General features: G+C 48.6%; 16 protein-coding genes. 6 read left to right on the forward strand and 10 right to left on the reverse strand.

Translation table 11 applies throughout. From position 1 onward, the window contains the following. On the reverse strand, positions 1 to 206 hold a 206-nt coding region (locus tag C8R14_RS12030; RefSeq protein ID WP_143000361.1), incomplete at its 3' end, for a transposase. 56 nt (positions 207 to 262) lie between these two features. On the opposite strand from C8R14_RS12030, the gene C8R14_RS12035 reads away from it, so the two are divergent. The 3 genes from C8R14_RS12035 (at position 263) to C8R14_RS12045 (ending at position 4,391) form a co-directional block, all read left to right on the forward strand. Beyond that, positions 263 to 2,473, forward strand: coding sequence for a TonB-dependent receptor (locus tag C8R14_RS12035; RefSeq protein ID WP_011633497.1), 2,211 nt, complete (start codon positions 263 to 265; stop codon positions 2,471 to 2,473). 27 nt (positions 2,474 to 2,500) lie between these two features. Further along, positions 2,501 to 3,184 carry a Fe2+-dependent dioxygenase gene (locus C8R14_RS12040; RefSeq protein ID WP_011633496.1) on the forward strand — a complete coding sequence of 228 codons (684 nt, stop codon included), beginning with the start codon at positions 2,501 to 2,503 and terminating at the stop codon, positions 3,182 to 3,184. Positions 3,185 to 3,293: 109 nt separating this feature from the next. After that, positions 3,294 to 4,391 (forward strand): alpha-hydroxy acid oxidase, encoded by a 1,098-nt coding sequence (locus tag C8R14_RS12045; RefSeq protein WP_181413700.1) that lies wholly within the window; start codon positions 3,294 to 3,296, stop codon positions 4,389 to 4,391. A 394-nt stretch (positions 4,392 to 4,785) separates the two neighbouring features. Here the strand turns inward: C8R14_RS12045 and C8R14_RS12050 are convergent, their stop codons facing one another. The 7 genes from C8R14_RS12050 to C8R14_RS12080 all read right to left on the reverse strand — a co-directional run bounded on the left by C8R14_RS12050 (position 4,786) and on the right by C8R14_RS12080 (position 9,790). Continuing rightward, the gene (locus C8R14_RS12050; RefSeq protein WP_011633494.1) at positions 4,786 to 5,130 is read right to left on the reverse strand and encodes a YkvA family protein; all 345 of its coding nucleotides are present in this window, start codon (positions 5,128 to 5,130) and stop codon (positions 4,786 to 4,788) included. Positions 5,131 to 5,278: 148 nt separating this feature from the next. Then, the gene (locus tag C8R14_RS12055; protein WP_011633493.1) at positions 5,279 to 6,196 is read right to left on the reverse strand and encodes an AbiJ-NTD4 domain-containing protein; all 918 of its coding nucleotides are present in this window, start codon (positions 6,194 to 6,196) and stop codon (positions 5,279 to 5,281) included. An 87-nt stretch (positions 6,197 to 6,283) separates the two neighbouring features. After that, positions 6,284 to 6,637, reverse strand: coding sequence for a hypothetical protein (locus C8R14_RS12060; protein ID WP_041353414.1), 354 nt, complete (start codon positions 6,635 to 6,637; stop codon positions 6,284 to 6,286). A gap of 93 nt (positions 6,638 to 6,730) precedes the next feature. Continuing rightward, complete coding sequence (locus C8R14_RS12065; RefSeq protein WP_011633491.1) at positions 6,731 to 7,453, reverse strand: hypothetical protein; 723 nt, start codon at positions 7,451 to 7,453, stop codon at positions 6,731 to 6,733. Positions 7,454 to 7,532: 79 nt separating this feature from the next. Next, the gene (locus C8R14_RS12070) at positions 7,533 to 8,051 is read right to left on the reverse strand and encodes a hypothetical protein (protein ID WP_041353413.1); all 519 of its coding nucleotides are present in this window, start codon (positions 8,049 to 8,051) and stop codon (positions 7,533 to 7,535) included. Positions 8,052 to 8,064: 13 nt separating this feature from the next. Further along, positions 8,065 to 8,562 carry a hypothetical protein gene (locus tag C8R14_RS12075; protein ID WP_011633489.1) on the reverse strand — a complete coding sequence of 166 codons (498 nt, stop codon included), beginning with the start codon at positions 8,560 to 8,562 and terminating at the stop codon, positions 8,065 to 8,067. 97 nt (positions 8,563 to 8,659) lie between these two features. Then, complete coding sequence (locus C8R14_RS12080) at positions 8,660 to 9,790, reverse strand: hypothetical protein (RefSeq protein WP_049753079.1); 1,131 nt, start codon at positions 9,788 to 9,790, stop codon at positions 8,660 to 8,662. Positions 9,791 to 10,379: 589 nt separating this feature from the next. On the opposite strand from C8R14_RS12080, the gene C8R14_RS14210 reads away from it, so the two are divergent. The 3 genes from C8R14_RS14210 to C8R14_RS14225 all read left to right on the forward strand — a co-directional run bounded on the left by C8R14_RS14210 (position 10,380) and on the right by C8R14_RS14225 (position 11,299). Then, the gene (locus C8R14_RS14210; protein ID WP_041353412.1) at positions 10,380 to 10,574 is read left to right on the forward strand and encodes a transposase; all 195 of its coding nucleotides are present in this window, start codon (positions 10,380 to 10,382) and stop codon (positions 10,572 to 10,574) included. Between the two features lie 271 nt (positions 10,575 to 10,845). Beyond that, a complete protein-coding gene (locus C8R14_RS14220; RefSeq protein ID WP_011633487.1) occupies positions 10,846 to 11,100 on the forward strand; it encodes a hypothetical protein in 255 nt (84 codons plus the stop codon). Then, positions 11,033 to 11,299, forward strand: coding sequence for an IS5 family transposase (locus C8R14_RS14225; RefSeq protein ID WP_049753078.1), 267 nt, complete (start codon positions 11,033 to 11,035; stop codon positions 11,297 to 11,299). Before C8R14_RS14220 ends, C8R14_RS14225 begins: the two co-directional genes overlap by 68 nt. Before the next feature lie 757 nt (positions 11,300 to 12,056). Here the strand turns inward: C8R14_RS14225 and C8R14_RS12095 are convergent. After that, entirely contained in the window at positions 12,057 to 12,293 is a 237-nt protein-coding gene (locus C8R14_RS12095; protein ID WP_011633485.1) for a hypothetical protein, read from the reverse strand. Positions 12,294 to 12,364: 71 nt separating this feature from the next. Then, positions 12,365 to 12,521 (reverse strand): IS3 family transposase (locus C8R14_RS12100; protein WP_143000391.1); only part of this gene is annotated, 157 nt, incomplete at its 5' end.

Genomic DNA, 12,521 nt, shown 5'->3' on the forward strand with positions numbered 1-12,521 from the left:
CAGTATGAGTGGACAGTGCGCCACTTGGGAAAGTCATTAGGCAGGGCTCGCCACTGGCAGCCGCTCTTGAGCAAATACAGCACCGCACAAAAAACATCGTACAGATCTATTCGTCGAGGGCTGGTCTTCCTGCGCGCGCTCTCCAGCAAAGGCTTGATAAGCTCGAATTGTTCACGACTGATGTCGCTCGGGTAACTTCTTCTCATCTTCCGAGTTTCTCATACTCCCCTAGACTTTGAACAGGTTCTTAGAAGGAAATTAAATGCCACAACCACCCAAAACATTACTCCCCCTCGGCGCTGCCCTGATGGCCGGCGGGCTGTCAATCAGCGCTTTTGCAGCAGAAGGAGATGATTACCCCAAAAAAACGCCTGTTCTCCCTACCATCAAGGTAGAAGCAGGTGCCGAAGCTGAAAAAGACGGGTACCGTGCCACCACCACCCGTGTCGGCAAAACGTTGCAGGATCCGCACGACATCCCTCAGGCGGTGACGACCGTCACCAACCAGTTGATGGAAGACCAACAAGTCAGCTCGCTCAAGGATGCGCTGCGCAATGTTGCCGGCCTGACTTTCAACGCTGCCGAGGGTGGACGTTCTGGCGACAATATGATGTTGCGTGGCTTCTATACCTTTGGTGATATTTATCTGGATGGCATTCGCGATACGGCGCAGTACAATCGTGAAACTTTCTATCTGGAACAAATCGATGTACTGCGTGGTGCCGGAGCAATGATGTTTGGGCGTGGTCAGGCCGGTGGTGTTATCAACCAGGTCAGCAAAGTGCCGCATCTGGGAGACAGGGGGAAAATTACCGGTAGTGTGGGCATGTACGGTTACTACGAGATGACCGGTGATTTCAACAAACAGATTACTGACACCATCGCCTTCCGCTTCAATGGAATGAAACGGTTTGATGGCGGCTGGCGTAAAAACCCGGCAGCCAATGACAGACCGACACTGGAACGGGACGGGGTCGCCGCCAGCTTGGGGATCGGGCTTAACACCGACAACGAACTTATTCTGAGCCATATCTACACCACAGTAGATGACAAGCCGGATTACGGTGTGAACTTCGACAGCACAACACGCAAACCACAAGAAAAATTTCCAGTGAAATATTACTGGGGTACCAACAGTAATTTTGACAAAGGTACAGTTAATATCTCAACCGCCACCTTTACCCATCATTTCTCGCCTGCCAGTGAATGGCGCACGCAGGTACGTTATGCGGACTATGAACGCAGTTACTGGGCACGTACCCCCAGCCTGACTATTGCCCCCAATGCCGAAGGCAAGGTATGTAACACACCCACATCGTGTAATGGCGGCCCAACCCGCACCATGAATTACAAAACCATAACGGTACAGACAGACTATAACCATCGATTCCATTTGTTTGGTATGAATCACGATTTCCTGCTGGGCGGGGAATATCTCAATGAAGACAGCTTCCGTCATTCTCTACAAAACTTCAGTGGAACCACGTCAGCCAATCCGCCTCTGTTCCGGCCTTACAAAGCCAACTCAGCAGGAATTCCAGTCGAATTTAATTCCGATACTTACGCAGTATATGTACAGGATACGGTTGAATTTATCCCCAAATGGAAACTCACACTGGGAGGAAGACGCGATGAAATGCGGGCAACATATTCCAGCGCGACCTCTCCCAAGCTGAATTATGGTCAATGGAGTACACGCGCAGCACTGTCCTACCACTTTTCCGATCAATCCCATCTTTATATGGCGTCCAGCAGCTCATTCAGCCCGACAGCCGATTTGTATCAACTCACCGTTCAACCTCTGCCACCGGAACGCAGTAATGTCAAAGAAATTGGCGCCAAATGGCTACTGTTTGATGGTGACCTCGCATTGCGTACAGCACTCTATCATGCAGAAAAAAAATGGGAGCGTAATACCGATCTGGAATCCACTGCGGCAATTCTTACCAAAAAGCGCCGTACAAACGGCATTGAACTGGAACTGGCAGGCCGTATTACACCCAACTGGGAAGTATTCTCCGGGCTTGCTCTGATGGATCCGGAGATTCTGGAAGTTGCTGAAAACGTCAACGCCACAACAGGTGTTCTGACTTCAGCCAACCCGGAATATAAAGGCAAACGTCCGCGCAACACCCCGCCCTACACATTTAACCTGTGGACCACTTACAGGCTGCCTTATGGCTGGAAAATAGGCGGCGGTGTCGAGGTCAAAGGCAAGCGTTACGGTTACAATCCAAGTGGCGCCGGCCCAATCCCTACCTTGCCAGGTGAAACCAAGTTCCATCCGAACACTGCACCTGCCTACATGCGCTGGGATGCGATGGTGGCCTATGAACAACCGAAATGGGCTATGCGGCTGAATGTACAGAACGTGTTCAACACAACCTATTATGATGCCATCTATGACAACGGCCCATTTACTATCCCTGGCCAGCGTCGCAGAGTTATCATGACAGCCGAATACAAATTCTGATTTAGTCCTAACCGAAAATATAATCAAGTGCTGCTGACGATCGACAATGTATTAACTGAAGAGGAGCTCGCAGCAGCAAGCAGTCTGTTAGCTGAATCTGCCTGGGTGAGCGGCCTGGTAACCGCCGGCGCCCAGGCGGCCAAAGTCAAAAACAATCAGCAACTGCCGGAAGATTCCCCGCAAATGGCAGCGCTGCGCGGACTGGTATTAGGGGCGTTGAACCGTAATGCCCTGTTCTTCACGGCAACTCTGCCAAAGAAAATCATGCCGCCATTTTTCAACCGCTACAGCGGAAAAACCAATCATTATGGCTTTCACGTGGACAATGCCATGCGTATGTTGCCAGATGGCGTCGGCTACGTGCGCGCGGATGTATCCGCCACCCTGTTCCTGTCCAACCCACAAACCTACGATGGTGGTGAATTGGTCATTAACGATACCTTTGGTCAACAAAGCGTGAAACTGCAGGCGGGAAGTATGGTGATATACCCTTCTTCTTCTGTTCATCAGGTAACGCCAGTAACACACGGAGAACGGATCGCCTGTTTCATGTTCATCCAAAGTATGGTGCGCGATCCCAATCAACGCCGCCTGCTATATGAAATGGATATGGCATTGCTGCAATTGCGCCAGAATATAGGCGAAACTGAAGCTGTTGTCAGCCTGACGGGCACCTACCATAACCTGCTGCGGCAGTGGGCGGAGAGTTGAAAAATAATACGCTAACTGGATTGCTTCAATCCTGTGGATTTTCGCAACGATGGGCGAATCACCGCAACCTGATGACCGCATGATGACAAAATAAGTCAGCACTTTTAAAATGAATGAGCTGTTACCTAAACTCTCAACTGTCCCGGAAGGCATACACAGCCCGTCCGATTACCTCCCTTATGCCAAAGAACGCCTGCCACCTGAAATCTGGCGTTATCTGGAGGAAGGCAGCGCTAATAATGTCAGCTTGCAAGCTAACCCTCATGCATTTGACTCCATTCACCTCATTCCACGGCCGCTGTCCGATGTACGTAGCGGTCATACGAAAATCACCCTGTTTGGGCAGACGCTTGCCCATCCCGTCATTCTGGCACCATTAGCGTATCAACAACTCTATCACCCACATGGGGAATCGGCTAGCGCCATGGCAGCCAGTGCGCAGGAAGGGCAGTCATGTGTCAGCAGCCTGGCGAGCCAAACGCTGGAAGATATTATCAGCGCAGCCGGACAACCCTTATGGTTTCAGCTGTACTGGCAGGAAAATCGTGAACGAACACTAAAATTACTGCAACGAACCATTGCAGCAGGTTACAACGCCATCATATTTACGGTAGATGCCCCGGTTAAACAGGCAACCATCCAGCTGCCGACGACCATCCAACCGATAAATCTGGATCTTCCCGCTCCCTTTCCCGCGTTGCTACCGCAACAAAGCCAAGTATTCAACGGCTGGATGGCGCAAGCCCCACGTTGGGAGGATCTCGCCTGGTTGCGGGATCAAACCTCGCTACCACTGCTAGTCAAAGGTATCCTGCACTCGGAGGATGCCGAAAAAGTGATCAACCTGGGATGTGACGGGCTGGTGGTTTCCAACCACGGAGGACGTGTCCTGGATGGCACACCAGCAAGCCTTGCCTGCCTGCCGCCAATCGTCAGCGCCATTTCTGGCCGAGGGAAAGTACTGTTTGACAGCGGCATTCGTAATGGACGGGATATTTACAAGGCATTCGCCTTGGGCGCAGATGCAGTCATGGTTGGCCGCCCCTACATCTGGGGACTGGCCACAGCAGGCGCCCTTGGCGTGGCGCACATCATTCGACTGCTGCGAGATGAACTGGAACTGACCATGGCACTGACCGGCACCGCCAGCATCCAGGAAATTACACAGGAAAAAATTCAGATTAGCCGGAATCAGAATCGGAATTGAGACGATCAACATACTGTAGTCTTAGAACCTGATCAAGATCCCGATCAAGGGATGCAATGCAAGGCAAAATTGAACAAGAAAGCGAAGCATACTTGAAGTATGTGAGCATTTTGAGTTCAATTTCAACGCTATAATGCACTCTTCAGTGAAATATTGAACAGATTCTTAGGTAGCCTGGGAGGAGCCGCCAAAGACTATTGGAATAGCCGCGAACCAAACGAATCCATGGCATGAGCCAACGTCTTTTTCCAGTCCCTTAAAGAGCTGAGCTAGATGACCTATTGTGCGAGCAGTCATGATTACAATCTAATGTTTGAGCTAACCGGCACTGAGCGTTAGCGAGGGAACCCCAAGCTCTGCTTTTAAGCGTCCGGTTGAGGAGTGGTTAGACTATTTACACGCCGAACCAGTCTCTTAGCTTTTGTGTTGCCTGGGCTTTTACTTCATCAGTAATGTACATGCTTACAGCAGCAACTGCGGCTGCAAGAACCCCAAGATCATCGACATACCCGACTGCTGGAGTGATATCGGGAACCGCATCAATGAAGGAAATGAAATAACCTAAGGCACCATATATGGTTGTTTTAGCCCACATTGGTGTTTGAGGGTTTTGGGCAGCGTAATAAAGCCAAAGCGCTTTTTCGATAACTCCTTGGCCGGCTGTTTTGGCATATTTAACAACCTTGTCCCAAAAGCCATTGTCCGAGAACCTTTTTTCAAAGTCTTTTGCATCTGACATGGTCTACTCCTTTGGTTGGTGAAACATCTAATACCTGAGCTCAGTGACGCCTAACGCCTGAGTTCAGCGGCATTCGAGGCGACGGGAGGGCTTGGCGTAGCCAAACCGAGCGGCGAGTCAAATGTCAGCTGCAACGATTTGTTGGGCGTCATCTCGCACTCCGTTTAGCTGCCAGTAACCTCACTAACGCGAAGAGCCTGTGAAATAAATAATCCACATGCTGCGAATCAGTAACCTGCGACTGCGTTACCTCGGAGTGTCTGATATGAAAGGAGTTTCCAATGTCGGTAAGTGCGCAAGCTTCCGCATCCAACGCGCTCAAAAATTTTGGTTCATTGGCTGATTTTGCCAAGAGCATGGAAACGGATTGTTTCTTATTTGATGGTGCCTCTAGCGATTTCAGCCGCTCCCAACAGTCCCATAACCTCTCCAACGCCTCCCGCCGGACACGGGAGTCTGGATTTAGGTACTTTCTACGGGCATCGTCTAGCATTTGATCCAACGTAACGTCACCAGTAGAAACTGATGCTTGGGCAAGAGCCTCCCGCAAGATTGGCGGGGCAAGGCGCTGAATTTGCCCTTGTTCATTTAGCTCATAAGCTAAGTTGTTGCGACTGAAAAGACGGTTGATATCCGAGCGAAAGCTGGCACGGCCAATGGCTACATTGAAGCTCAAATGATGATGACTGAAGAAGCTATGAAAGCCCTCTTGGATTGGGGCTGCAACTGAGCGGTAGCAAAACTCGACGAAATCAAGAACTACTAATGTGTCTGGGGCTGACTGGACCTTTTTAGCAAAAAACCCATCATCCGGTTCAGTGGTATGCGTCTCCAGCGGCCAAGCCAGCCCCGGCAGTTCAGCTCCGACAGCCAAGGCCAAAGCGCTCTCATCTGTTCCACAGGGCCCATTGCCGTCAGGGCACATCTCAGGAAACTTGACGCCAAAGGCTCCGGTCGCGATCAGAGACTGAACGAGCCCGACTATCCCTCCCCATGCCGAAGGAGAAACCCTTTCCCCGATGCGAGGGCGTGGTCCATTTTCTCTGTCGCTGAAATAATCCACCATTCTCTCGCCTATGACGCCCAACCGCCTGCGTCACGGGTGGCTAAAAGCGCAGCTTTTTGACATCCCGTGCACGCACTTGTTATGCACTTAGTTGCAGTAGGTTTGGCTACCGATTTTTTGGCAAGTTGTGCCATCTGAGCCATAAGTTGTATTACCTATGCGCTGAACAGTACTGCCATCAGAGTTATAAAGGGTATTGCCTATCTGCTGGGATGTTGAGCCATCTGATCCGTATGTGGTGTTACCAATACGTTGTGACGTTGAGCCATTGCTCCCGTATGTGGTGTTGCCAATTTGCTGTGATGTAGAACCGTTGGAACCATATGTAGTGTTACCAATATTTTGATAGGTAGAGCCAGACTGACCATGCAAATAATCTTCTGCCTGTGCTAGACCTGAAAAAGCTACTGTTGCTGAGATTACTAATATTACTTTCTTCATGGTATTACTCCGTTGGTTTGATTGCATAACGCCAGGTTCAGCCGCGGACCTGCCGAAGGCGGGGACGTCGGCTGGAACCAGTAGTTATGTTCGCTACCACAACAGAGCCACCAACTCTTTCCCTAATTGGAGAATACCGCCTAAGAGGGCAACGAGCGCCGAAGCCTCTGCCAAAGGGAATGCGCGGACTTTAGGTGGCGATTCTTGTACCAAAGCAAACCTCTTTGTCGGAAAGAAGAAGCGAAAAGCTTTGGTCAAGGCTGGCATCGCCCCAGCGACGAATAGCCCAATTGCTCCATAGAGATAGCTTTCACCGTGACCCACCAGCCAAGTTGAGTACACGGCGACTGCAATGACTAGCAGCACATTTTGAAGGACGCAGAGCAAGCTATAGGCTCTCCGCAGTTTTTCCTTCACCCCTGCCGCCGAGATGCCGAGCGTGGCAAGTAAGTGCTGCATCTCCTCATGAATGCTCTTGCCCCACCCAGTTTGAATATCCGAAACACTCAAAAAGATGTGTTCGTTGCGAAATTCGACGTGGACCTCGCAGCTTGCCTTGTCTGATTCGGTGAGCAAGAGCTCCACATGAACCTGCTCTAACTCTGCGAGTGGATGTGGGTCTACTACTTTCCAGCAGTCCGAGCCTTGGAGATTTGTAATCTTTCCATGACTGATGGCCTGAGCCTTGAGCAGTCTTGATGAGGTGGGCAGCCCTGACTTGAAGCCGTTCAAACCGTCCACCAGCGATTTGATGAGCGACTTTGGAATCGGTCGAGGGGAATAGACCTTCCGGTAGTGGGTACGCACGAAACTCATTTAACCCCCGAGAACATAACGCCTGAGCTCAGCCGCCGACAGCCTGCGTAGCGGGATGGCGGTCGGCTGCAGCGCCTTGTTAGGTTTTCTTGAACTCATGCATGACCTCTCTGCTGAAGCGCCGTACCACCCTTTTCCCAATGCTTGGAAAAACCACTATCTTTAACGAGGAAAGACTGTTTCCTTTAAGCAAACCTTGCTTTAGTCCGTCTATCCAGCGCGATTGTCCGTCATGTAGTCGAATGAACAATTTGGCTTGCTCACCCTCGCTAATCTTACAAGGGAAGTTACTACTTTTAGTAAAATCTATATGATTTCTTCCGATGCCTATGTATCTTTTTCTAAACCAGCCGACCCTAATTGAAATACATGTATCGTTGTTAATGTAAAAAGACCTAAATCCTACATTTTGAACGAGTATCCCAAGGTATTCTGTCTTCCCGCCATTTTCATTGAAAACGTAAATTCCTGAAGTGACGGAAATTTTTGTACTTCTTGTTGAGTAAGATACATACAAAGAGACAACAACAGCCGAGATTGTGCCAGCTGCCGAAAACCAGCCTGAAAAACTGTTTATAAGCTGCCAATCAAGATTCATCAATGAGCACACATTAATAACTTGTTGATGTGCAGTTCACACCACCATATGTGCCATAACAGTTGGTATAAGTGGATTTTGGAGTAGCATCTTTTATTGCGTGATTAAGATCTTTCCATGCTTGGGCATTCGCTGCTGCCGCATCTTGCGCTTGTTGATATTTAAATTGCTGAACCTTTAGGGCAAAATTCATGTCTGCTTCCAAGTTTGGAGCGTTCGGACGCGGAGCAGTTATCCTAACACTATCAGGATATTGATTAAGCGGGACTGTTCCGTATCTGTTTTTAGCACCACTCACCCAGGTTGCTGTGCAGCCAGAAAGATTGAGTTCCGATTGATCCTTGGTTTTTTCCTTTGGAAGATAAAAAGTTGTCGGCGTGTACCCCCAGTTTTTTCCATCACAAACTAGCATTGCCCCTTGCGGGTTTGAATCAAATTGAATTGCATATTGGTTACTCGCGCACCCAGATAGAAAGATCACGGCAACCATCACAATGTGGAACTTGTTCATCTCGCTCTCCTAACCTAACGCCTTGGGTAAGCTGCCGGGACGGAGCGCAGCGGAGTATCGGTCAGCTTCACCCACTGGTTAAGCGAGTTGCTACGAATCACACTGGGGTTCCTTTTTCACCTAGCACCCTTAAATAGTAATAGACGAAAAGGCATTTAGTGAAGTGATTCATCCTATGTAGCTCCCTGAAAGCCATGAGTATTCTCCGACTAAAATCCAAGAAGTACATTGATTCCGATTTTTGTTGCTTGATGCCCTCGCGCTTTGGATAGTAGGTTATTTCTTGAGACACCTCATCATATTCCGCCTTGTAATGCGCCACGGAATTTCGGAGTTGATTGTCCATTACGTTTGCATCCAACGCATACCATGGATCATCAATAAAATCTAACTTTTTGCCCAATGGGTAGTCAGCAAACTTATCCAAATCCTTTGGGGCACCGGGCACATTCTCAAATTCGTCGTGGCTATCGCGTTTAAGGAGGTTATTGAAGCCCGCAACCAGAACTAGTGCTCTGGAAATTATCTCGGCAATATCTTTATACAAATCTTTTGCATCTAAAAACTCGTGCGCGGACACACGATATGGAACTTGGTTGCCTTGGTATTCTTTGTCAAAATCCAAAAATAATGCTGGTCTAAGCATTAATTCAATATCAATTATTCTTGGATAAATCTCTAGGCAATCCTCTTGAACATTCTTCAGGAATCCAGTGTTTACTATTTCCTTGATAAACCTATCAAGCTTATCCTTCTTTGCCTTCTCCAACTCAATGAGCTTTTCGGTGTAAAGAGATGTCGCATCTAAGTTATTTTTTGGTTCAGAAAACGGGAAAAACGATTTTTCAATCACATAATATAAGGCCCGGTTTTGGTCAAGCTGAGACTTGCAGGCCATGGAAGATCCTAAAAATGAAAGTGCCCCTTTCCTAAAAAGATTAGCCTTTCCTTTTTTGTATAGGGTGAAAATAGACTTTATTTCTTTTTCTCTTTCATATACTTCGTTTAGATAATTTACACGCACAGAGTGCATCTGCATTTCTTGATGACCGATGCGCATAGTAGCCGCCATGTATGGAGTCATTCCCATCACGTACTCACCAAACCTGACCGGAAAATCCAAATGTAGATCGACGAAATTTACACCTTCCTCGAAGCGGTCAGTCTTGACCTGTTCAGCTCCGGAAACCTGTATATCTATTCCCACATTTTCAAAATCCGGAATCATTGTTATATCAATTGGAGAACCGCAAGACGCGCAACGGAAACGGAGTGGTTGGTATGCTCGATTGGATATGCCTAAACGGCAGTTCGTCTTCTCGTCACAAGTCTCGCAACAAACACTTATGTTGAAATTCACGAATTACCTCTTTGCGCTTAACGTTCAGTATGCACCGTAAACGGTGCATACTTCTTTGAAAATAGGTGTATAACAAATCTCATTATTCAGTAAGATTTTGAATTAAAAAAACTTCCTGAATGAAATATCGCAATCTTTTGTTTTGATTACGCCTTGCTCATTCGGTCAGCTTCGCGGCAGCTTGCTACCCTGATCAGGAGTCAATCAACTCCTTTGAAATTTCAGAAATAAGGTTTCAAGTATTCTGCTGCGCTTGAAGTTGATCTTAATCAACGAGTAAAGGAGGAATTATCTATTTATTACGGTGGGAACGATGGTGGCTGATAGATCAACCACCAGAATCCCGATCCTGGATGACCCATTCATATTGAAAAGACTCCTGCACAACTTCGCCACGTTAGCCAAATAAACACCTAAACTGGCGAAAGGTAAAAGGTGAGAGAAGTAGAAGATGTAGATGCGTTTTGGATCCCTGGAACTGGCGCAACATCTGAAACAAAACAACGTGCTGATGAAGATTGACGCGTTGATTGACTGGGGAGCATTACGTCCGATGCTGACTGGTTTATACAAGCGCGAGCTATCAAATGGTGGAGGACAGAAACCGTTTGACGCACTGATGATATTGAAGGCGATCCTGCTTGGTCAGTGACATAGCTTGTCGGATTGGAGCAAGCGCTGCGTGTGCAGATTGATTTTCTGCATTTTTGCGGTTTGTCCTCGTCGGATGCGATACCGGATGAAACTATTCTGTGCCGGTTTCGCAATCGCCTGGTGGTCAACGACAGGCTGGATAGTCTTCTGGCCTCTATCAATGAACAGATTCAATCACACAGTTTGATGGTCAAGGGTACGACGGGTGCGGTGATTGATGCCATACTGATTGAGTCGGCGGCGCGTCCTAAAAAGACCATCACACCGGAGTGGATGCGGAAGACGGCTACGTGCGCGGGGTGCACACCGCCCCTGCCAACCAGAGCAAAATGGTGCATTTCGAAACAACCATCGTTGGCGCGCACATCGAGGCGAATCGAGTGTATGCGGATAAAGGTTCAGTAAGCCAACGCCAATCGGCAGTTTCTGAAAAAGTACAAAATCAAGAGCGCGATTATACACCGGGCATACAAGAACAAACCACTCTCGGCACGACAGAAACTGGTAAACAAATTGATCAGTAAAAAACGCTATATCGTCGAACAGTGTTTTGGCACGGCCAAACACCTATTTGGAATGGGGCGCGCCAGCTACTTCGGCACGATAAAAGTCAATGTCCAAGTCGTGCTGAAAAGCATCTGCATGAATCTGAAAAAAGCTGCCAACAAAATTTTTGTGGATGAGCCATTCAAAAGGGGAGCAGTCTGCCCCAATGCAGCATAAGGGTGAAAAACTCCTTTGGAAAAGGAGTAAAACTTCATTTTTCTGTTAAAAACACATAAAAGTATCATTTGGAAATCCCTCCCCCACCGCTACAACAAAATTATCAGGGTTATGCAAAGGTCTTTGTTATGCGACAATGCCCATTAACACGTATAAGATCGTCCAGATGGGGTCCCGCGTCCAAGCCCCCGGTCGTGTCACCGGATGACGCCACCATCATTAAACGGGCAGTTACCGATTGAGCCAATCGGCCCTTTGGAAATAGTACGTCCAAAGGGTGTCGACCCACGGGCCGTTGCCAGTGCCAAACGGATTCCAGGTCCAATAGAATCACTCGTAAAGCAACCCGCTGCAGCAACCCTGGTACTTGCGGTGAAAGGGGGACCAGCTGAGTCTCCTTCATCAAAGACGGAAATCGTACTGGTAGCGAGTTACGTTTCTCGTCTTCCTACACGGATAGGGAATAAAGCCACACTTCCAACACATTCACACTCTCCCACTGGGTAAGCTGAGTTTCCTGATGCGCTGCATAAATCATTAGAATCTAGTAGAGGCTCAAATCATCGTCATCCCAGCTTGCCTGTATCTGCTCCTGCCCCAGGTAATGCTGGAATAGAGAAAAACGGCACCATTTAGAACGGTTAACGCTAAAGTTCACTTGCCAAGCCGGCTGCAAGGGAACTGGATGTCGTCTGTGAGCAGCGAAGCGTCCTGGGGAAGTCCGCAAAGCAGGGGGCAGCGTACGCTCCCATCACTACTAATTGCTCGGTGGTAATGCCTTGAGATAAGCGGCGATTGCGGTGCGATCCTCGATCGTCAGGTGGCCCATATTGGCAATCACCGACACCATCTGCGCGCCCGCGCTATCATAATCCGGGTCCAGACCGGTTTCCAGGTAAAAGAGACGATATCCCTTGTATTCCAGTCCAGCGTGTCTGGCGTAATTCCCGGTATCTTGCCCTCTCCCGACGGATTGGGTGCACCGGCCATCCATCGGCTGCGATCCAGTCCCCCGGTCACGTTGCGCGGTGTATTGACCTGGTCAAGTAAAACCGGACACTCCAGTTAAGCAACATTTTTCACTATTTCCATTTCCATCTCATATTGATTCGGGTTTTTGTAACCCGGGTATGAATGCAGTCGCTGGCTGTTATAGAACATGGAAATATACTGCAGTACATCTTGTTGTGCTTTATGGCGGGTTGGATAATGTTGCCAGTGG

The organism is Nitrosomonas eutropha, from assembly GCF_003201195.1.
GTDB lineage: Bacteria > Pseudomonadota > Gammaproteobacteria > Burkholderiales > Nitrosomonadaceae > Nitrosomonas > Nitrosomonas eutropha.